Raw genomic sequence first — 19588 nt, 5'->3', positions numbered from 1 at the left:
GCCGCCCATGACCATTGTGACCCATCCCACGCAGCCAAAGGCCCTGCCTGACAGCTTTTTCAACCGCGACGCACAATTGCTCGCGTGCGAATTGCTGGGCAAGGTGATCCGCCATCGGATCGGAGATTTGTGGCTTTCGGCGCGGATTATTGAAACAGAAGCCTATTACTGCGACGAAAAAGGCAGTCACGCCTCCCTCGGCTACACAGAAAAGCGTAAGGCTTTGTTTCTGGATGGCGGGCACATCTATATGTATTACGCCCGTGGTGGCGACTCCCTGAACTTCAGCGCCCACGGGCCCGGCAATGCGGTACTGATCAAGTCCGCCTATCCTTGGGTCGACGAGGTCTCGGGGCCAGCGAGCCTGGCCCAGATGCTGCTCAACAACCCCGATGCGAATGGCCGGCCGCGCCCCTCGCAGAAGCTCTGCGCCGGCCAAACCCTACTGTGCAAGGCCCTGGGGCTGAAAGTACCGACCTGGGACGCCAAGCGCTTTGACCATGAGGTGCTGTTTGTCGAAGACCTTGGCCGACCGCCCACCCATGTGATCCAGACCACCCGCCTGGGCATCCCCCACGGCCGCGATGAGCACCTGATGTACCGCTTTGTCGACAGTGCCTACGCACCCTATTGCACACGGAACCCTCTACGCCGCGGCCAGGTCGAAGGCCGCGACTATTTACTGATCTGATCCCTGCCCTCGATGGGCCAACAGCAATCCTGGAGTTGTACCTATGGGCCCATGGCTCGATAGCCTGACCGCTTGGTTAACGGCAAACCCGCAATGGCTGGCGGCCGCCGTATTTATCGTGGCCTGCATTGAGTGCCTGGCGATTGCCGGCCTGATTGTCCCCGGCACCGTCCTGTTGTTTGCCGTTGCGGTACTGGCGGGCAGCGGCGCCCTGTCGCTGGGGGAAACCCTACTGCTGGGCTTTCTCGGCGGTGTGCTGGGGGACGTGGTGTCGTATTTCGTCGGCCGGCACTTCCATCAGAACATCCGGCGCTTGCCGGGCTTGCGCCACCACCCAGAGTGGATCGGCAGTGCCGAAGCCTATTTCCAGCGCTATGGCATCGCCAGCTTGCTGGTGGGGCGTTTTATCGGTCCGTTGCGCCCGATGCTGCCAATGGTCGCCGGGATGTTCGACATGCCCTTCCCGCGCTTTTTTGCCGTCAGCCTGCTGGCAGGTGCCGGCTGGGCCGTAGCCTATCTGCTGCCGGGCTGGGCCACCGGGGCGGCTATCCGCTTGCCATTGCCCGAGGGTTTCTGGCCCCAGGCCGGGCTGGTAGTGGGCAGCATCGCGGTGCTGGTAGGCCTGGGTATCAACAGCGGCCTGCGCGGACATCGGCGCTCTACCCTGCTGATCGCCGGCCTGAGCCTGTTGATACTGGGCGGGCTGTTTATCGGCTACTCGCACCTCGGCGCCTTCGATCAAGGCCTGATGACCCTGGTGCAGGAACACCGCAAACCGCTGCTCGACGAGTTCGCGGTGATGCTGACCCAACTCGGTGAGTTCAAGCACATGCTGGTGATCAGCGCGGCGCTGACCCTGGTGCTGCTGGCCACGCGACAATGGCGGCACTTGCTGTTCGCCGGCGGCACCTTGCTGGTGACTGCGCTGGCCAATACCGCCACCAAGCAGTTGTTCGCGCGGATGCGCCCGGAAGTCCTGACCGACCCACTGACCAGCTACAGCATGCCCAGCGGTCATGCCTCAGGTTCGTTTGCGCTGTTCCTAACCCTGGCCGTGCTGGCGGGTCGCGGACAACCCCAGCGCATGCGCCTGACCTGGCTGCTGCTCGGTTGCCTGCCGGCCCTGGCCATTGCCCTGTCGCGGGTTTACCTGGGGGCTCACTGGCCGACCGATGTGGTGGCCGGAGCCATGCTCGCAGCCTGCGTGTGTGCCGCCAGCCTGTGGCTGAGCCAGCGCCAGGCGCCGCTCAATCCGCTACCGGCGAAAATCTGGTGGTTGATCCTACCCGTGATGGTGGCGCTGTTCGGCTTCTACGCCCTGCAGAATCTGCCGCACGCGATGATGCGTTACGCGTACTGAGGCAATATCAGGCGAACAACTCACCCTGCAGCTCATCCAACAACGCCTGGATCGCATCCAGGCGTTGTTGCGGATCATCGACCTGCAGCAGCCCGATCTTGTCCAGCTCGGAAAATGGCAACAAGTAGGCCAACTGGTTGGCCAGTGACTGCTGGCCTGCGGCGTCGGTGCCCATGTTCAACGCCTCGACCATCGGGTGCTCGGCCAGCGCCTTGAGCAAGGCCATCAAGTCGGCGTCTTCTTCCTGCAGGGGCTGCTCGGGCAACTCGTCCAGCCACTCGACTTCGGCGACAGTCAGCTGATCGCGCTGCACTTCGCTGCGCAACACATTGAAGCGGCGTGCGCCCTGCACTCGAATTCCCAGCAGGCCGTTGTCCTGCTGCTTGAAATCGGTGATCCGCGCTTCGCAGCCGACCAGTGCATACCCCTGCGGGGCCAGGCCGACCTCTTCGCCCTCAAGAATGCACACCACGCCAAACCCTGCCCCCTGCTTCATGCAGCGGCTGATCATGTCCAGGTAGCGCGCCTCGAAAATCTGCAGATCAAGGAAACAGCCGGGAAACAGCACCGTATTCAGCGGGAAAAGCGCCAGACTCATAGACATGTCCTTACACCACCATCGACACCGCCAACGGCAACAACACCGCCGTGGCCACACCCATCAGGCTCATCGCCAACGCGGCAAACGCACCGCACTCTTCACTTTCCTGCAGGGCTACTGAAGTGCCCACCGCATGAGCGGTCATGCCCAGGGCCATGCCGCGGGCCTCGGGGCCATGGACGCCGAGACGATCGAGCAGCGCCGGGCCGAAAATCGCCCCGATCACCCCGGTGATCAGCACAAACACCGCCGCCAACGCCGCCACGCCACCGATCTGCTCGGCCACCAGCATGGCAATGGGCGAGGTCACCGACTTCGGTGCCATAGTCATCAGAATCATGTGTTCGGCGCCAAACCACCAGCCCAGCAACACGCACAGGCCGGTAGCGACCACCCCACCTACCACCAGCGTAGTAAAAATCGGCCAGAACAGTTGGCGAATGCGCCGCAGGTTGAGGTACAGCGGCACCGCCAGGGCCACCGTCGCCGGCCCCAGCAGGATGCTGAGGATTTCCGTGCTTTTACGGTACTCGGCATAGGTCAGGCCACAGGTGAGCAATACGCCAATCACCAGCAGCATGGACACCAGCACCGGCTGCAGGAAGATCCAGCGGGTTTTCTCGAACGCCGCCAGCACCAACTGATAAGCCCCCAGGGTAATGCCGATCCCGAACAACGGGTGATGGATCACTGCCGCCACCGCGCCCTGCCAGTCAAACATCATGAGCGCTCCTCCCGTCGAGCCTGGCGCTTGACCAGCCATTGCATCAGCACCCCGGCAAAGGCCATGGACAGCAGCAACGACAGCACCAATGCGCCGGCGATCGCCCAGAAGTCAGCCGCGATATCCGCGGCATACACCATCACCCCCACCGCAGGCGGGACCAGCAGCAACGGTAGATAGCGCAACAAGCTGCCGGCAGCCAGGCTCAGTGGCTCGCCGACTTCGCCGCGCATGATCAGGTACACCAGCAACAGCAGCAGGCCGATAATCGGCCCCGGCAGTACCGGCAACAACAAATGGTTGATGGCCGTGCCGAGCAATTGAAACAGCACCAGCCAGGTCAGGCCGCGAAGCAACATGAATCATCCCCCCACAAAACTCGCCCCCCAAAACGGGCCTGCCATTATAAGCATGGCATCTGCTATGCATGGGTATTCGCCAATGGTATGCAAGCTTGACCGGCACCCGTGGCCATGATGATCTAAGGTGGTTCCTGATCCCTCAAAAAAACTATAAAACCGATGAACCCAAGGAGAGTCTCAATGCCCTATGTACCCGTTGCAGAGCTCAAGAATTATGTCGGCAAGGAACTCGGACGTTCCGAATGGCTCACCATCGACCAGGAGCGCATCAACCTGTTCGCTGAAGCCACGGGCGACTTTCAGTTCATCCACGTTGACCCGGTAAAAGCCGCACAGACACCATTCGGTAGCACCATCGCCCACGGTTTCCTGTCGCTGTCGCTGATTCCCAAACTGATGGAAGACATCATGGTCCTGCCCCAGGACTTGAAAATGGTCGTCAACTACGGCCTCGACAGCGTGCGCTTCATCCAGCCGGTGAAAGTCGATTCGCGGGTCCGGCTCAAGGTCGAACTGACCGACGTCACCGAGAAAAAACCCGGCCAATGGCTGCTCAAGGCCACCGCCACCCTGGAAATCGAAGGCCAGGAAAAACCGGCCTATATCGCCGAACCCCTGTCACTGGCGTTCGTGTAACCCCTGCCGGATGCGGAACAGTTACTGCTGTTTCGCACCGCGTCTCTATTTATCAGGCACATAGCTGCGGCATACTCGGTCGCCTAATCACCCGGATCCTGCTATGCGCTTACTTGCACCCCTCGCATTGACCCTGTTGCTCACCGCCTGTGGCGACGGCGAATCGCTGTTGCCGCCGGACGCGCGCCTGCCCGACGGCGGACGCTATCGGGGCGACCTGGTCGACGGGCTGCTGCAAGGCCAGGGTCGCATCGACTACCCGAACGGCAGTTGGTACGCCGGCCAGTTCGACAAAGGCCAATGGCATGGGCAGGGCGAGTGGCACGGCAGCAATGGCGAGGTCTACCGCGGCGCCTTCCAGCAAGGGCTGTTCCATGGCCAGGGCGCCCTGACCACCAGCGACAGCAGCTACACCGGCGGCTTCAAGCTGGGGCGGCGCGACGGCGAGGGCACGCTCAAGGAAAACGGCATGACCTACCGGGGCGAATTCAAGGCCGACCAGTACTCCGGACTCGGTCGCCTGGAACTCGAAGACGGCAGCCAATACCAGGGCCAGTTCGCCCACGGCAAACCCAATGGCCAAGGCCAGCGCAGCGATGTCAGCGGCAATCAGTTCAGCGGCCACTTCATCAACAGCCAACTGGACGGCATTGGCAGCTTCAACAGCGCCGAAGGCGACAGCTATGTCGGCGGCTTCAAACAGAATCAACTGCACGGCAAGGGCCGCTACGAAAACGCCGACGGCGACGTGTGGATCGGCCAGTTCAAGGAAGGCGCGCTCAGCGGCAAGGGCGAACTGATCGGCGCTGACAACAGTCACTACCTCGGGCACTTCAGCGACTGGCGCTTCACCGGCCAGGGGCGCCTGAACCTGCCCGATGGCAGCTTCTACGTCGGCCAGTTCGACAACGACAGCTATCAGGGCCACGGCACGCTGGTACTGACCGACGGCACGGTGCAGAGCGGCGACTGGATCAATGGCCAGCGCGTGCGTGATGCCGACGGCAAATTGCTGCCCGACACCCTGGAGCTGGGCCTGCTGGCCCAGGGCCGCCTGCTCGATGAAGCGCTGGCCAATGTGCCTGCCTCAACTCCCGCGATCGAGCTGTACAGCCTGACGCTCGGCGGCGACGGCAAGCAGAGCGTATTCCTGCGCGAGTCCGACTACGTCAGCAACATGCTGGCCAGCCGTTTCGGCGCCTATGGCCAGATCCGCCTGGTCAACCACCGCGACCACCTCGGCGACCGGCCCATGGCCACCCGCGAAAACCTGCGCCGCGCCGCCCTGACCCTGGCCGAGCGCAGCGGTCCGGAAGACTTGCTGTTCATCTACCTGACCAGCCACGGCACCCACGAACACGAACTGGTACTCGATCAGCCGCGCATGGAGCTGGCCGACCTGCCCGCCGATGAGTTGGCCGCCGTCTTGGCACCGCTGAAAAACCGCGACAAGATCATCGTGATTTCCGCCTGCTACTCCGGAGGTTTCCTACCTGCCCTCAAAGACGAGCGCACGCTCGTCATGACCGCCTCGCGGGCTGACCGGGTGTCGTTCGGCTGCTCCGAGGAAGCGGACTTCACTTACTTCGGCGATGCCCTGTTCGCCCAGGCACTGAACCAGACCGACGACCTCGAGCAAGCCTTCAAGCTGGCCAAGGCCACGGTTGCCGAACGGGAACTGGCAGACAACTTCGAAGCTTCTGAACCACAGATCTGGGCACCCAAGGGGGTTCTGGCGCGCTGGCAGGCACTGCGCAAGCAGCAAGCACGAAAAGCGCTGCAAAATGCGGCGTTGAACAACACGGATGCAAAGAGCAACTAAGCTGAACAGTATCAAGGGAGAAACACTATGTACTTGACGCCTCAGCACGTACTGCTCGCTGGAGCCACCGGCCTGACCGGTGAACATTTGCTCGACCGGTTGCTCAACGAGCCCACCATCAGTCGCGTACTGGCGCCCTCTCGCCGACCGCTGGCGGAACACCCGCACCTGGAAAACCCAGTCGGCGACCCTACCGTGTTCCTGCCTCAACTCAATGGCCGGGTAGACATCGCCTACTGCTGCCTGGGCACCACGATCAAGCAGGCCGGTTCGGAACCGGCATTTCGCGCGGTCGACCTGGACATGGTGGTGGCCTTCGCCAAACGGGCGCGCGAAATGGGTGCACGGCACCTGATCGTAATCAGCGCCATCGGCGCGGACCCAAAATCCTCGGTGTTCTACAACCGCGTCAAAGGGGAAATGGAGCAGGCCCTGCGCGCGCAAGACTGGCCGCAGCTGACCATCTGCCGGCCCTCCCTGCTGCTGGGCGAACGTCTTGAGCCACGCCTGGCCGAGCAACTCGCCGGCCCGCTGTCCAGGCTGATCCCGGGTAAATACCGCGGCATCGAAGCCTGCCAACTGGCCCGCGCCATGTGGCGCCTGGCGTTGGAGGAGCAGGACGGGATACGGGTGGTGGAATCGGACGAACTGCGCAAGCTGGGCAAGTAGCCCTGCGCTACAACCCGCCCGTCGCCTGAAACCCGACCCCAAGCACCGTCAACACCGACAACGGCAGCAACAGCGTGTCGAGCAAGGCACTGGCCGGCAGGTCGAGGCCTGGATAACTCGGGGCTTCGGCACCAAATCGATCCTTGGCACAACAACCACCCTGTAGCGCATACCAGTCCAGGCGCGCCCCGGAATACACCACCGGAGCGCCCGGTTGCGCCGCATCCAGGGTGCGCACACTGGCGCAACCGACCAGTTGCAAGGCCAGCAGCACCAGCAGCAGCTTACTCATCACTGCTCAGATGGTGTTCGCCCCAGCGCGGCAGCATGTCCTGCGGGATGTTCAACACATTGAGAATCCGCGCCACGACAAAATCCACCAGGTCATCGATGGTCTGCGGCTGATGATAGAAACCCGGCGACGCCGGCAGGATAGTCACGCCCATGTTCGACAGCTTGAGCATGTTTTCCAGGTGAATGCTCGAATACGGCGCCTCGCGCGGCACCACAATCAACTGCCGGCGCTCTTTCAACGTCACGTCGGCGGCACGTTCGATCAGGTTGTTGCAGGCGCCCATGGCGATGGCGGACAAGGTCCCGGTCGAACAGGGCACCACCACCATCGCGGCCGGTGAGCCGGAGCCCGAGGCCACCGGCGACATCCAGTCTTCCTTGCCATACACCCGAATCTGCCCGGCGACCGCACCGGTGTATTCGGTGAGAAAGGCCTGCATCATCTGCGGCTTGGGCGGCAGCGTGACGTCAGTCTCGGTGGCCAGCACCAACTGCGCGGCCTTGGAGATCAGGAAATGCACCTCACGGTCTTCGCGCACCAGGCAATCGAGCAGGCGCAAGCCATACTGGGCGCCTGAAGCGCCCGTCATGGCCAGCGTGATGCGATCCGGACCGTTGTTCATTTAAGCGCCTCGGCCAGCTTGCCGTGCAGGCCGCCGAAGCCGCCATTGCTCATGATCACCACGTGCGTGCCCGGTTGAGCCTGGCTCTGGACCCGCGCAATGATGCCGTCCAGCGAATCGCTGACGATCGACGGCACCGTACACAGCGCCACGGTGCCCGCCAGGTCCCAGCCCAGGTTGGCCGGAGCGTACCAGATCACCTGGTCGGCATCGACCACGCTTTCCGGCAGTCCGTCACGGTGCGCGCCGAGCTTCATGGAGTTGGAACGCGGCTCGATGATGGCAATCAGCGGTGCGTCGCCAATGCGCTTGCGCAGGCCGTCCAGGGTGGTAGCGATCGCCGTCGGATGGTGGGCAAAGTCGTCGTAGATGGTGATGCCGTTGACCTGGGCCACGACTTCCATGCGCCGTTTGACACTCTTGAACGCGCTCAGCGCCGCAATGCCCATGGCCGGGACCACGCCGACATGGCGTGCTGCCGCCAGGGTCGCCAAGGCGTTGGCGACGTTGTGCTGACCGGTCATGTCCCAGTCGACCACGCCCTGCGCGACGCCCTCGAACAGCACTTCGAACTTCGAACCGTCTTCGCTGAGCAATTTGACCTGCCATTGCCCGCCGGCACCGGTGGTTTGCACCGGGGTCCAGCAGCCCATCTCGACGACCCGCTGCAACGCCGGCTCAGTGGTCGGATGAATCACCAGGCCTTCGCTCGGGATGGTGCGCACCAAGTGGTGGAACTGGCGCTCGATCGCTGGCAGATCGGGGAAGATGTCTGCGTGATCAAACTCAAGGTTGTTGAGGATCGCAGTGCGCGGGCGGTAGTGGACGAACTTCGAACGCTTGTCGAAGAAGGCGCTGTCGTATTCGTCAGCCTCGATCACAAAAAACGGCGTGTCGCCCAGGCGCGCCGAGACCGAGAAATTCTGCGGCACGCCGCCGATCAGGAAGCCCGGGCTCATGCCCGCGTGCTCCAGCACCCAGGCGAGCATGCTGCTGGTGGTAGTCTTGCCATGGGTGCCGGCAACCGCCAGCACCCAGCGCCCTTGCAGCACATGGTCGGCCAGCCACTGCGGGCCCGAGACGTACGGCAAACCTTTGTTCAAGACGTACTCGACCGCCGGGTTACCGCGGGACATGGCATTGCCGATCACCACCAGGTCCGGGGCCGGGTCGAGCTGGGCCGGGTCATAACCCTGCGTCAGTTCAATGCCCTGAGCCTCCAGTTGGGTGCTCATCGGCGGATAGACATTCGCGTCGGAGCCGGTCACGCGATGGCCCAGCTCTTTGGCCAGAACCGCCATCGAGCCCATGAAAGTGCCGCAGATACCCAGGATATGAATGTGCATAGTCAACCTCGTAAAACATCGAGGCAGGTTAGCCTAGGGTGGGAAAAATCGCACCTGATGTTTAAACGGGCGAGTCACTGCACCCTATTAAACGACTGAACATTCAGAATCTGCCTGCGACCCTGTACAACACCGATGCCGCTGATAACCTTGGCATCCCTCACGCTTGAGTGATCGCCGGAGACCGCCCATGAGCAAAACCACCTACGACCTGAGTATCTCCCCAGACAAAGGTCCCAAAAAATTGTCTGCCGGGCAGCGAAAATTCAATGAGCTGGTGAAAAAAATCGACAAACAACGGCAGATCCTGCAAGCGTGGGAAGCGGCCACCGCGCTGTATGAGCAGCGCTGGCACAGTGAGTTCGTGCCCCAGCTCGACATCCTGCATCAACACACGGTCGGGTTCGTGCAACTTCTGAGCGACCTGGGCGAGCGAATCAAACTCTCGAAAACTGATCGCAAGACGCTGACGCAGGAAGTTTGCGGCCAAGCCTACACCCTGCTTGATAGCGGCAATTGCAGCGAAGAGGAGCAAGTGCGCTTGAAAGCGCTGTACAACCAGCACAGTGGCCGCGACTTCGATACCGATGAGGAAGAAGACAACGAGTTTCTCAAACTGGGACTGCAGGAGATGTTCGGGGTCGAGCTCGACGACGATATCCAGGGGCTATCTCCCGACGACATCGCGCAAAAAATAAATGAGCGCTTGCAGAGCGAACAACCTGAGCCAAACAAACCTGGCAAGAAAAACGCCCACCAGCTACGCCAGGAAGCAGCCGCCGCCGAGGCCAGCCAGTCCGTGCGCGAGGTGTACCGCAAACTGGCCAGCGCCCTGCACCCAGACCGAGAAACCGACCCCGACGAGCGCGAGCGCAAAACCGTGTTGATGCAGCGCGTCAACCATGCCTATGGCCAGCGCAATCTGCTTGAGCTGCTGCAACTACAGCTGGAGTTGGAGCACATCGATGCAAGCACCCTCAACACGCTGACTGCTGATCGACTGAAACATTACAACCGCGTATTGACCGAGCAACTCGATGAACTAAAACAGGAAGTATTCGATCAGGAGCAAGGATTCAAACTGCAGCTTAATCTCGACCCGTTCGACAAACTGACACTGGCGAACCTGCCTGGTTTTTACCAGCAGCAACTCGACTCGGTCCTGGGTGATATTCAGGAACTTATTCTGCTCGGCGAAGAGCTGAATGATCCCAAGAACCTGAAAGCCTGGCTCAAGGCACAGAGGGACTATGAGCGCGAAATGGAAAAATCACTCAACGACGACCTGTTTTTCGACGACCCGTTCTTTCGCTGAACAGCCGTCACTTCAGCCAACACCTAACGGGTTATCCCGTGCTTGCGCAGCTTTCTATAGAGGGTATTGCGACTGACCCCCAACTGTTCGGCCGCATGGGTCATGTGCCAGCGCTGTTGTTCCAGGGCATTGAGCAAGGCCAGGCGCTCGGCATCGTCGAGTGGAAACTCGACCGGCGCCGGTGCACTGCTCGATGCCGGACGAGCCTGGCGAATCATCGCAGGCAAGTCTTCGACACCAATACGCCCCTCTTCACACAAGGCTGCCAAGGTCCGCAGCACCGTGCGCAACTGCCGCACGTTGCCTGGCCAGGCAAACCCGAGCAACGCCTGGCGCGCCGGAGCATCAATCAACACCGCCTCGCCACCCGCCTCTTCGGCCAACAAAAAGTCCAGCAACTGGGATTTATCACTGCGCTCACGCAGGGGCGGCAAGCCTACCTCCAGGCCATTGAGCCGGTAATACAGGTCTTCGCGAAAGCTGCCATCCTGCACCCGCTCCAGCAAGTCACGGTGGGTGGCGCTGATGATCCGCACGTTGACCGCCTGCGGCTCGCCACCAATCGGCACCACCAGCCGGTCCTCAAGTACCCGTAACAAGCGGGTTTGCAGGGCCAGGGGCATGTCGCCGATTTCATCCAGGAACAAGGTCCCGCCATCGGCCTGCTGCAGCTTGCCGCGCATGCCTTCCTTGCGCGCGCCGGTGAAACTGCCGCCGCGATAGCCGAACAGCTCGCTCTCGATCAGGCTCTCAGGAATGGCCGCGCAATTGAGCGCGACAAAGGCTTTGTCGGCACGCTGGCTGGCCTGGTGCACGGCCTTGGCAAAGGCCTCTTTGCCTGAACCGGTCTCGCCATTGATCAACAGCGGCACATCACGTTCGAACACCCGCAGGGCTTTGCGAAAATCCGCCTGCAAACCTTCATCGCCCAGGCAAATACCGGCCAACCGCGGCCGCTCGGCAACCCTCTGCGCCTGCGCAACCGGGGCGGGCACACTGCGCGGCTGACCGCGCAACAGGGCAAACAAGGCCCGGCCGTCGCGGGTGCGCAGTGGCCAACTGGCGCTGGCGTTGACGCTGGCGCGAGACATCAGTTGATCCAGCGAACAGTCGAAAAAGGCCTCCACCGGCTTGCCCACCAGGCCGCCGCGAATATGCCCCAGCAGGTTCAACGCGCTCTGGTTGACCGCACTGATGCGCCCTTCCCCGTCAAATGCCAACAGCCCTTCGCTGAACAACCCGACCGACTCGGCCTGCAGGTGAAAGCGCAGCAACCACTGGTTGTCGAAGTGGCGCAGGAAGTAGCAGCTCTCGATCATTTTCGCCGAGAGATTGACCAGCGCCATGGTGTGGAACTGGCTCTGGCGCGAAACGTCATGGCGCGCCGAGGAAACGTCGAGCACCGCCAGCAACTCGCCATGGGGGTCGAACACCGGGCTGGCCGAACAGGTCAGGCCCGTGTGGCGGCCGCGAAAGTGTTCATCCTGGTGGATGGTCAGCGCCTGGCGTTCCACTAAACAAGTGCCGATTCCGTTGGTGCCTTCGCAGGCCTCACTCCAATCGGCGCCGAGCCACAGGCCGGCGCGCTCGAAGATCTTGCGCTCGGTGGACGCCGTGACACAGTTGAGAATCACCCCACGGGCGTCGGTCAACAACACCGCATGCCCGGCACCGCTGAGTTGCTGATGCAGGCTGTTCATTTCTCCGCCGGCAATCTGCAGCACCTGCTGCAGGCGCTCGCGACTTTCCAGCACCCGACCATGCTCCAGCACCGTGGGCGCGATGGCCAATGCCGGATCGAGATGATAGTCCTCCAGGCATCGCAGCCAGGAACGGGCGATGGACGGATCGCTGCCCGGACCGTGCAACTGGTTCTTGCCCTGGGTGACGGTCAAGACCTGTTGGGCATGGCGACTTAAATGGTTGCTGTGCATTTCTTATTGTTCTCCCCGAGGGCCAGGTCCGCAGAACGGTCGTAACCCCCGTGTCCCCTATCTTGTGCCTGGTTCAGGCGAGTGCTTCGCCCTCTCATGCAGCCGAGCATCCTCCAGCCCGGCGCGCATTGCAATGCCAGCGAGACCGACCGGTCACGCGCTGTGCCACAAACGGTACAAAGTGTCACACGACCCGTATCGAATCTGGCACAGCCTGCAAGCAAGGCCCCGCCGCCGACTGCGCAAACCCTTGATTTACAGGCACCAAAAGGCACTGGCCCGACCTTTGCTCTAGGCTTGTACCAGCGCTTATTGCGCGTACTCCCCTATAAGCACAAAAGCCAAGGAGACACTCATCATGCGTTACGCTCACCCCGGTACTGAAGGCGCTATCGTTTCGTTCAAAAGCAAATACGGTAACTACATCGGCGGCGAGTTCGTCGCGCCTGTCAAAGGCCAGTACTTCACCAACACCTCCCCGGTCAACGGCCAACCGATTGCCGAATTCCCCCGCTCCACGGCCGAAGACATCGAAAAAGCCCTGGACGCTGCCCACGCCGCGGCCGATGCCTGGGGCAAGACCTCGGTCCAGGACCGCTCCCTGGTGCTGTTGAAAATCGCCGATCGCATCGAGCAAAACCTCGAAGTCCTGGCAATCACCGAATCCTGGGACAACGGCAAGGCCGTGCGCGAAACCCTGAACGCCGACATCCCGCTGGCGGCTGATCACTTCCGCTACTACGCCGGCTGCATCCGCGCGCAGGAAGGCAGCTCTGCGGAAATCAACGAACACACCGCGGCCTATCACTTCCACGAACCGCTGGGCGTGGTCGGCCAGATCATCCCGTGGAACTTCCCGATCCTGATGGCCGCCTGGAAACTCGCGCCGGCCCTGGCTGCCGGTAACTGCGTGGTGCTCAAGCCGGCCGAACAAACGCCGCTGGGCATCAGCGTGCTGCTGGAACTGATCGGCGACCTGCTGCCACCGGGCGTGCTGAACGTGGTGCAAGGGTTCGGCAAAGAAGCCGGCGAAGCCCTGGCCACCAGCAAACGCATCGCCAAGATCGCATTCACCGGCTCGACCCCGGTCGGCTCGCACATCATGAAATGCGCCGCCGAAAACATCATTCCGTCGACCGTGGAACTGGGCGGCAAGTCGCCGAACATCTTCTTCGCCGACATCATGCAAGCTGAAGAATCGTTCATCGAAAAAGCCGCCGAAGGCCTGGTGCTGGCGTTCTTCAACCAGGGTGAAGTCTGCACCTGCCCGTCTCGCGCCCTGGTGCAAGAGTCGATCTACGACGACTTCATGAAAGTCGTGATGAAGAAGGTCCTGCAAATCAAGCGCGGCGACCCGCTCGACACCGACACCATGGTCGGCGCCCAGGCGTCCGAGCAGCAATTCGACAAGATTCTCTCCTACCTGGAAATCGCCAAGGGTGAAGGGGCCGAGCTGCTGACCGGTGGCAAGGTGGAAAAACTCGAGGGCAACCTGGCGACCGGCTATTACATCCAGCCGACCCTGCTCAAGGGCACCAACAAAATGCGCGTGTTCCAGGAAGAAATTTTCGGTCCAGTGGTGAGCATCACCACCTTCAAGGATGAAGCCGAAGCCCTGGCCATTGCCAACGACACCGAGTTCGGCCTCGGCGCCGGTCTCTGGACCCGCGACATCAACCGCGCCTACCGCATGGGCCGGGCGATCAAGGCCGGTCGCGTCTGGACCAACTGCTACCACCTGTACCCGGCACACGCCGCGTTCGGTGGCTACAAGAAGTCCGGCGTCGGCCGTGAAACCCACAAGATGATGCTCGATCACTACCAACAGACCAAAAACCTGCTGGTGAGCTACGACATCAACCCGCTGGGCTTCTTCTGATCCAACCTCCCGGCGACTTCGGTCGCCGGGACTCACCTGTACCGGCAAGACTCTTTTTTCATGCAGTGCATTCGGCCCCCCTCGGCGGCCGGACGCACAGCTGCAAGCAGAAAATCGCAAAAGCCCGCGCGCCTTTGGTGAAACACAGCGTCCGCGCTGGAAAACAACAATAAGAAAGGAAACCGCAATGGATCAGATCGGCAACTACGTGCTCTATCTCATCATGTTCTGCGCCGTACTCGGCGCCTTCGCGGCGATCTACAACAGCGATGAAGGACTTGGTAAAGAATTCATGGAAGGCATCCACGCCACCGGGCACATCTTCGTGCCGGCGGCGGGGATCATGGCTTCCATCCCCTACCTGACAGTGGTCATCGAAAAAGCCTTCGGCCCGTTCTTCAGCTCCCTGGGCGCTGACCCGGCACTGGCGGCGACCATGATCATCGCCTCGGACATGGGCGGTTATCACCTGGCCTCGGCCCTGGCGGCCAGTAAAGAAGCACTGGTCATGGCGCTGATCACCGGTTTCATGGGCGGCGCGACCATCGTGTTCTCCATTCCCATGGGCCTGGCGATGCTCGACAAGCGCGACCACAAGTACATGGCCCTGGGCATCATGTCGGGCATCCTGACTATCCCGCTGGGCGTGCTGATTGCCAGTGTCATCCTCGCGTTCAGCAACCCGCTGGTGCGCGACCTGGTGTCGACCAACGGCGAAGCCACCTATCAATTGGCCCTGGGCCTGGGCAGCATCTTCGCCAACCTGCTGCCGATCCTGATCTTCGTCGTGGCCCTGGCCCTGGGCCTGCGTTTTCTGCCCGACCTGATGATCAAGGGCTTCATCATCTTCGGGCGCACCCTGGATGCAGCGATCAAGCTGGTCCTGGTGTTCTCCATCGTCGAGTACTTCACCGGTGTATTCACCCTGGTGTTCGGCAGTTGGGGGTTCCACCCGATCATCGCCGACGCTGAAGACCAGACCCGCGCCCTGGAAACCGCTGGCTACATCGGCATCATGCTGGCCGGTGCCTTCCCGATGGTCTATCTGCTGCGCAAGTACCTGGGCAAGCCACTGGAAAGCCTGGGCAGCAAGATCGGCCTGAGCGCCGTTGGCAGTGCCGGCATGCTGGCGACCATCGCCAACATCCTGGCCATGTTCCGCCTGGTGCGTTTCATGCCGCCGAAGGACAAAGTGATCAACATTGCCTTTGGCGTGTGCGCGGCCTTCCTGCTGGGCGACCACCTGTCCTTCACTGCCAACTTCCAGCCCACCATTATTCTTCCGGTGCTGATTGGCAAGATAAGTGCAGGTTTCATTGCCGTGGGCTTGGCGTATTGGCTGTCGGTACCCAAGGCCTTGCAACTGGAAGCCGAGGACCGCGCCGCCGGGATCATTGCCAAGGGCGAATACCTGGGCCTGCCGCTGCCGGAAACCCTGCACCCCGATGGCACCAAGGCAACGGCCTGAGTCTGCTGCATTGAAGTGCGCTGCCCACGCCGAGCGTGGCATGCTCAGCCACGGCCGGCCCCGGGCAGCGCACTGTCCTATTTGAAACGGAGACTGAAATGGCAAGTTTTTCCCATAGCGTGGGCGCCCAGACCTACCGCTTCGACGACCTCAAGGACGTCATGGCCAAAGCCAGCCCGGCACGCTCCGGAGACTTCCTGGCCGGTGTCGCCGCGCAGAACGACGGTGAGCGGGTAGCGGCGCAAATGGCCCTGGCGGATATCCCGCTCAAGCACTTTCTGCAAGAAGCGCTGATCCCCTACGAGACCGATGAAGTCACCCGGTTGATCATCGACACCCACGACGCCAACGCCTTTGCCACCGTCAGCCACCTGACCGTCGGCGGCTTTCGCGACTGGCTGCTCAGCGACGCCGCCGACGAACACAGTCTGCGTGCGCTGGCCCCCGGCCTGACGCCAGAAATGGCCGCGGCCGTGTCGAAAATCATGCGCGTGCAAGACCTGGTGCTGGTGGCGCAGAAAATTCGCGTAGTCACCCGCTTTCGCGGGACCCTGGGCCTACGCGGTCGCTTGTCGACCCGGCTGCAACCCAACCACCCCACCGACGAGCCGGCCGGTATCGCGGCGAGCATTCTCGACGGCCTGCTGTACGGCAATGGCGACGCGATGATCGGCATCAACCCGGCCACGGACAGCATCGCCTCGATCTGCGCCATGCTGGAAATGCTCGACGCGGTGATCCAGCGCTACGAAATACCGACCCAGGCCTGCGTCCTGACCCACGTCACCACCTCCATCGAGGCGATCAACCGTGGCGTGCCCCTGGACCTGGTGTTCCAGTCGATTGCCGGCACCGAAGCCGCCAATGCCAGCTTTGGCATTAGCCTGAGCGTGCTCCAGGAAGGCTACGACGCCGGACTGAGCCTCAACCGCGGCACGCTGGGGCAAAACCTGATGTATTTCGAGACCGGCCAGGGCAGCGCGCTGTCGGCCAACGCCCACTTCGGCCTCGACCAGCAAACCTGCGAGACCCGGGCCTATGCCGTGGCACGGCATTTCAAGCCATTCCTGGTCAACACCGTGGTCGGCTTCATCGGCCCGGAGTACCTGTACAACGGCAAGCAGATCATCCGCGCCGGCCTGGAAGACCACTTCTGCGGCAAGTTGCTCGGCGTGCCCATGGGCTGCGACATCTGCTACACCAACCACGCCGAAGCCGACCAGGACGACATGGACACCCTGCTGACCCTGCTGGGCGTGGCCGGGATCAACTTCATCATGGGCATCCCCGGCTCCGACGACATCATGCTCAACTACCAGACCACCTCATTCCATGACGCCCTCTACGCGCGCCAGACCCTAGGCCTGAAACCGGCTCCGGAATTCGAGGCATGGTTGGCGAACATGGGTATTTTCACGCAGGGTGACGGCAAGGTCCGGTTCGGCAACAACCTGCCGCCGGCCTTCCGCCAGGCCCTGGCGCAACTGGGATGAAAGAGGTGCTCATGGAACAACCACCGATCGACCCGCAGAACCCCTGGCTGGAACTGCGCCGCCTGACCCCCGCGCGCATCGCCCTGGGCCGCTCCGGCACCAGCATGCCGACCGGTGCCCAACTGGATTTCCAGTACGCCCACGCCCAGGCCCGTGACGCCGTGCACCTGCCCTTCGATCACGCCGGGCTGAGCACGCAGTTGGCCACAGCCGGACGCGCCAGCCTGCTGCTGCACAGCGCCGCCAGCGATCGGCATAGCTACCTGCAGCGCCCGGACCTGGGGCGTAAACTCTCCGAGCACTCGGCGCAAACCCTGCGTGAATATGCCGAGGCCCACCCAGGCGGGGTCGACCTGGCCGTGGTGGTGGCAGACGGCCTGTCGGCACTGGCGGTACATCGGCACACCCTGCCCTTCCTGGCGCGCATGGAAGAACAGACCGAGGCCGAGGGTTGGTCCCTGTCGCCGGTGATTCTGGTGGAACAAGGTCGGGTCGCCGTGGCCGACGAAATCGGCCAGTTGCTGGGAGCCAAAATGGTGGTGATCCTGATCGGCGAACGCCCCGGCCTCAGCTCGCCCGACAGCCTCGGCCTGTATTTCACCTACAACCCCAAGGTCGGCCTGACGGACGCCTACCGCAACTGCATCTCCAATGTCCGCCTCGAGGGCCTGAGCTACGGCATGGCCGCCCACCGCCTGCTGTACCTGATGCGCGAGGCCTGTCGCCGGCAGCTATCGGGCGTCAACCTGAAAGATGAGGCGCAACTGCAGACTATCGAGTCAGAAAACGACGCACAAACCAGCTCCAATTTCCTGCTCGGTCCGCAGAAACCCTGAGTCTACTGCGCATTGCGTTTTAGTCGCGCTTTGAGGCAGAGTCGACGAACGGCTGCCCGAGTGATGGATCAATTGCCGTCAAATCCACTGGAAACTGCCGTCATATCTACTTGAAGTTGAGGCCTCTAGCATGCGGATTATTCAAGCTACTCTCGAGCACCTGGACCTGCTGACGCCTCTGTTCGTCAAGTACCGCGAGTTTTACGGCTCGCTGCCTTATCCGGATTCCTCCCGCGCGTTCCTGGAAAAACGCCTGCGCCGCAAGGAGTCGGTGATTTACCTGGCCTTGCCAGATGACGACGATGGCCGACTGCTGGGCTTTTGCCAGCTGTACCCGAGCTTCTCGTCCCTGTCGCTCAAGCGGGTATGGATCCTCAACGACATCTACGTCGCCGAAGACGCCCGCCGCCAACTGGTCGCCGACAACCTGATGCGCACCGCGAAAAAAATGGCCAAGGAAACCCAGGCCGTGCGCATGCGCGTGTCCACCAGCAGCGACAACCTGGTGGCGCAAAAAACCTACGAGTCCATGGGCTTTCGTGAAGACAGCGAGTTCAAGAACTACATTTTGCCGATCAGCGACGAACTCTGACATTTGTGACGTTTCCAGGTGGCGCGGGCGCAAGCTCCCGCCGGGGGGTGCGTTGCGCCCCTGAAACCTGAACCCAGGCTGAACCCGATGCACTTAATTCCCCCGGCAATCCTCACACCATCGCCTTCGTAATCCCTCGCTACAAAACCCACACGCTTTTCACTTTGCTGTCCGTATAATCGCGATCTTTATCGGCCGTAAGAAATAGCCCGCGGCCTTGTAGTCATATTTTTCAGACTTTCCGCACAGGCTTGCCGAGTCGAGCCGCCACACAGGTGCCCTCCATGGATTTCAACCCGATCGACCTTGTCCTGCATCTCGACGTGTACCTCGATATGCTGGTCACCAACTACGGGCCATGGATCTACGCCATTCTTTTCCTGGTGATCTTCTGCGAGACCGGCCTGGTGGTCATGCCCTTCCTGCCGGGCGACTCGCTGCTGTTCATCGCCGGTGCCGTCGCCGCCGGTGGCGGCATGGACCCGGTGCTGCTGGGAGGCCTGCTGATGCTGGCGGCGATACTCGGAGACAGTACCAACTATGTGGTCGGTCGAACGGCCGGGGAAAAACTGTTCAGTAATCCCAACTCGAAAATCTTCCGCCGCGACTACCTGCAACAAACCCACGACTTCTATGAAAAGCACGGCGGCAAGACCGTGACGCTGGCGCGCTTCCTGCCGATCATCCGGACCTTTGCGCCCTTCGTCGCCGGTGTCGCCAAGATGCCCTATCCGCGTTTTTTCGCCTTCAGTGTGTTCGGCACCATCCTCTGGGTCGGCGGCCTGGTGACCCTGGGTTACTTCTTCGGCAACGTGCCCTTCATCAAGAAGAACCTGTCGCTGCTGGTGGTAGGCATCATCCTGTTGTCGCTGGTGCCGATGATCATTGGCTTGGTCCGCAGCCGCTTCGGTGGCTCGAGCTCCAAAGCCCAGTCGCGCTGATC

The 19588-nt window shown here is 61.8% G+C and carries 19 protein-coding genes; 12 read left to right on the top strand and 7 right to left on the bottom strand.

Translation table 11 applies throughout. The annotated features are described in order from the left end of the window. The first annotated feature begins 7 nt into the window (after positions 1 to 7). Together CKW24_RS06705 and CKW24_RS06700 are read left to right on the top strand one after the other, a co-directional pair. Positions 8 to 691: a DNA-3-methyladenine glycosylase gene (locus CKW24_RS06705; protein ID WP_095166292.1), complete on the top strand. Its 684-nt coding sequence runs from the start codon at positions 8 to 10 to the stop codon at positions 689 to 691. Between the two features lie 43 nt (positions 692 to 734). Next, on the top strand, positions 735 to 2051 hold the full coding sequence (locus CKW24_RS06700) for a bifunctional DedA family/phosphatase PAP2 family protein (RefSeq protein WP_095166290.1): 1317 nt from the start codon (positions 735 to 737) through the stop codon (positions 2049 to 2051). Positions 2052 to 2058: 7 nt separating this feature from the next. Here CKW24_RS06700 and CKW24_RS06695 read toward each other — a convergent pair whose 3' ends face one another. Genes CKW24_RS06695 through CKW24_RS06685 form a run of 3 tightly spaced genes read right to left on the bottom strand, consistent with a single transcriptional unit; the run spans position 2059 to position 3735 of the window. Next, the gene (locus tag CKW24_RS06695) at positions 2059 to 2649 is read right to left on the bottom strand and encodes an LON peptidase substrate-binding domain-containing protein (protein WP_095166289.1); all 591 of its coding nucleotides are present in this window, start codon (positions 2647 to 2649) and stop codon (positions 2059 to 2061) included. A gap of 10 nt (positions 2650 to 2659) precedes the next feature. Beyond that, positions 2660 to 3376, bottom strand: coding sequence for an LrgB family protein (locus CKW24_RS06690; RefSeq protein ID WP_095166287.1), 717 nt, complete (start codon positions 3374 to 3376; stop codon positions 2660 to 2662). Continuing rightward, positions 3373 to 3735, bottom strand: coding sequence for a CidA/LrgA family protein (locus CKW24_RS06685; RefSeq protein WP_095166285.1), 363 nt, complete (start codon positions 3733 to 3735; stop codon positions 3373 to 3375). The genes CKW24_RS06690 and CKW24_RS06685 overlap by 4 nt, the downstream gene beginning before the upstream one ends. Positions 3736 to 3918: 183 nt before the next feature. Here CKW24_RS06685 and CKW24_RS06680 point away from each other — a divergent pair, with 183 nt between their 5' ends. From CKW24_RS06680 to CKW24_RS06670, 3 genes are all read left to right on the top strand, one after another. After that, on the top strand, positions 3919 to 4374 hold the full coding sequence (locus tag CKW24_RS06680) for a MaoC family dehydratase (RefSeq protein WP_095166283.1): 456 nt from the start codon (positions 3919 to 3921) through the stop codon (positions 4372 to 4374). 103 nt (positions 4375 to 4477) lie between these two features. Continuing rightward, entirely contained in the window at positions 4478 to 6196 is a 1719-nt protein-coding gene (locus CKW24_RS06675; protein WP_095166281.1) for a C13 family peptidase, read from the top strand. Between the two features lie 27 nt (positions 6197 to 6223). Continuing rightward, complete coding sequence (locus tag CKW24_RS06670) at positions 6224 to 6865, top strand: oxidoreductase (RefSeq protein WP_095166279.1); 642 nt, start codon at positions 6224 to 6226, stop codon at positions 6863 to 6865. Between the two features lie 7 nt (positions 6866 to 6872). On the opposite strand, the gene CKW24_RS06665 is transcribed toward CKW24_RS06670, so the two are convergent. From CKW24_RS06665 to mpl, 3 genes are read right to left on the bottom strand one after another with little or no spacing between them, the layout of a single operon-like run. After that, positions 6873 to 7157, bottom strand: coding sequence for a YceK/YidQ family lipoprotein (locus CKW24_RS06665; RefSeq protein ID WP_095166277.1), 285 nt, complete (start codon positions 7155 to 7157; stop codon positions 6873 to 6875). Next, positions 7150 to 7782, bottom strand: a complete 633-nt coding sequence (ubiX, locus tag CKW24_RS06660; RefSeq protein WP_095166275.1) for a flavin prenyltransferase UbiX — start codon at positions 7780 to 7782, stop codon at positions 7150 to 7152. The genes CKW24_RS06665 and ubiX overlap by 8 nt, the downstream gene beginning before the upstream one ends. Then, the gene (gene mpl, locus CKW24_RS06655) at positions 7779 to 9128 is read right to left on the bottom strand and encodes a UDP-N-acetylmuramate:L-alanyl-gamma-D-glutamyl-meso-diaminopimelate ligase (protein WP_095166273.1); all 1350 of its coding nucleotides are present in this window, start codon (positions 9126 to 9128) and stop codon (positions 7779 to 7781) included. Before mpl ends, ubiX begins: the two co-directional genes overlap by 4 nt. A 190-nt stretch (positions 9129 to 9318) precedes the next feature. On the opposite strand from mpl, the gene CKW24_RS06650 reads away from it, so the two are divergent. Further along, positions 9319 to 10443 (top strand): molecular chaperone DnaJ, encoded by a 1125-nt coding sequence (locus tag CKW24_RS06650; protein WP_095166271.1) that lies wholly within the window; start codon positions 9319 to 9321, stop codon positions 10441 to 10443. 23 nt (positions 10444 to 10466) lie between these two features. Here the strand turns inward: CKW24_RS06650 and CKW24_RS06645 are convergent, their stop codons facing one another. Then, the gene (locus CKW24_RS06645) at positions 10467 to 12377 is read right to left on the bottom strand and encodes a sigma-54-dependent Fis family transcriptional regulator (protein ID WP_095166269.1); all 1911 of its coding nucleotides are present in this window, start codon (positions 12375 to 12377) and stop codon (positions 10467 to 10469) included. A 358-nt stretch (positions 12378 to 12735) separates the two neighbouring features. Between CKW24_RS06645 and CKW24_RS06640 the strand changes: the two genes are divergently transcribed. From CKW24_RS06640 to CKW24_RS06615, 6 genes are all read left to right on the top strand, one after another. Continuing rightward, positions 12736 to 14256, top strand: a complete 1521-nt coding sequence (locus CKW24_RS06640) for an aldehyde dehydrogenase family protein (protein WP_095166267.1) — start codon at positions 12736 to 12738, stop codon at positions 14254 to 14256. A 187-nt stretch (positions 14257 to 14443) separates the two neighbouring features. Next, entirely contained in the window at positions 14444 to 15724 is a 1281-nt protein-coding gene (gene eutH, locus CKW24_RS06635; protein ID WP_095166265.1) for an ethanolamine utilization protein EutH, read from the top strand. A gap of 98 nt (positions 15725 to 15822) precedes the next feature. Then, positions 15823 to 17217 (top strand): ethanolamine ammonia-lyase subunit EutB, encoded by a 1395-nt coding sequence (locus tag CKW24_RS06630; protein ID WP_095166263.1) that lies wholly within the window; start codon positions 15823 to 15825, stop codon positions 17215 to 17217. 11 nt (positions 17218 to 17228) lie between these two features. Further along, positions 17229 to 18053 carry an ethanolamine ammonia-lyase subunit EutC gene (gene eutC, locus CKW24_RS06625; RefSeq protein WP_095166619.1) on the top strand — a complete coding sequence of 275 codons (825 nt, stop codon included), beginning with the start codon at positions 17229 to 17231 and terminating at the stop codon, positions 18051 to 18053. A gap of 130 nt (positions 18054 to 18183) precedes the next feature. Continuing rightward, the gene (locus CKW24_RS06620) at positions 18184 to 18645 is read left to right on the top strand and encodes an N-acetyltransferase (RefSeq protein ID WP_095166261.1); all 462 of its coding nucleotides are present in this window, start codon (positions 18184 to 18186) and stop codon (positions 18643 to 18645) included. A gap of 284 nt (positions 18646 to 18929) precedes the next feature. Further along, the gene (locus CKW24_RS06615; protein ID WP_095166259.1) at positions 18930 to 19586 is read left to right on the top strand and encodes a DedA family protein; all 657 of its coding nucleotides are present in this window, start codon (positions 18930 to 18932) and stop codon (positions 19584 to 19586) included. Positions 19587 to 19588: the final 2 nt, after the last annotated feature.

It is taken from the genome of Pseudomonas sp. Irchel 3H3, from assembly GCF_900187635.1.
Taxonomy (GTDB): domain Bacteria; phylum Pseudomonadota; class Gammaproteobacteria; order Pseudomonadales; family Pseudomonadaceae; genus Aquipseudomonas.
The sequence above is the reverse complement of the archived record's forward strand: the minus strand, read 5'-3'. Positions and strand labels throughout refer to the sequence as shown.

Bases quoted from the DNA above. Each gene is read 5' to 3' on its own strand.
- eutH (WP_095166265.1), top strand. From the start codon at position 14,444: ATGGATCAGATCGGCAACTACGTGCTCTATCTCATCATGTTCTGCGCC.
- CKW24_RS06685 (WP_095166285.1), bottom strand. From the start codon at position 3,735: ATGTTGCTTCGCGGCCTGACCTGGCTGGTGCTGTTTCAATTGCTCGGC.
- CKW24_RS06645 (WP_095166269.1), bottom strand. From the start codon at position 12,377: ATGCACAGCAACCATTTAAGTCGCCATGCCCAACAGGTCTTGACCGTC.
- CKW24_RS06665 (WP_095166277.1), bottom strand. From the start codon at position 7,157: ATGAGTAAGCTGCTGCTGGTGCTGCTGGCCTTGCAACTGGTCGGTTGC.
- CKW24_RS06630 (WP_095166263.1), top strand. From the start codon at position 15,823: ATGGCAAGTTTTTCCCATAGCGTGGGCGCCCAGACCTACCGCTTCGAC.
- eutC (WP_095166619.1), top strand. From the start codon at position 17,229: ATGGAACAACCACCGATCGACCCGCAGAACCCCTGGCTGGAACTGCGC.
- CKW24_RS06675 (WP_095166281.1), top strand. From the start codon at position 4,478: ATGCGCTTACTTGCACCCCTCGCATTGACCCTGTTGCTCACCGCCTGT.
- CKW24_RS06705 (WP_095166292.1), top strand. From the start codon at position 8: ATGACCATTGTGACCCATCCCACGCAGCCAAAGGCCCTGCCTGACAGC.
- CKW24_RS06690 (WP_095166287.1), bottom strand. From the start codon at position 3,376: ATGATGTTTGACTGGCAGGGCGCGGTGGCGGCAGTGATCCATCACCCG.
- CKW24_RS06695 (WP_095166289.1), bottom strand. From the start codon at position 2,649: ATGAGTCTGGCGCTTTTCCCGCTGAATACGGTGCTGTTTCCCGGCTGT.
- ubiX (WP_095166275.1), bottom strand. From the start codon at position 7,782: ATGAACAACGGTCCGGATCGCATCACGCTGGCCATGACGGGCGCTTCA.
- CKW24_RS06670 (WP_095166279.1), top strand. From the start codon at position 6,224: ATGTACTTGACGCCTCAGCACGTACTGCTCGCTGGAGCCACCGGCCTG.
- CKW24_RS06620 (WP_095166261.1), top strand. From the start codon at position 18,184: ATGCGGATTATTCAAGCTACTCTCGAGCACCTGGACCTGCTGACGCCT.
- CKW24_RS06640 (WP_095166267.1), top strand. From the start codon at position 12,736: ATGCGTTACGCTCACCCCGGTACTGAAGGCGCTATCGTTTCGTTCAAA.
- CKW24_RS06700 (WP_095166290.1), top strand. From the start codon at position 735: ATGGGCCCATGGCTCGATAGCCTGACCGCTTGGTTAACGGCAAACCCG.
- CKW24_RS06680 (WP_095166283.1), top strand. From the start codon at position 3,919: ATGCCCTATGTACCCGTTGCAGAGCTCAAGAATTATGTCGGCAAGGAA.
- CKW24_RS06615 (WP_095166259.1), top strand. From the start codon at position 18,930: ATGGATTTCAACCCGATCGACCTTGTCCTGCATCTCGACGTGTACCTC.
- mpl (WP_095166273.1), bottom strand. From the start codon at position 9,128: ATGCACATTCATATCCTGGGTATCTGCGGCACTTTCATGGGCTCGATG.
- CKW24_RS06650 (WP_095166271.1), top strand. From the start codon at position 9,319: ATGAGCAAAACCACCTACGACCTGAGTATCTCCCCAGACAAAGGTCCC.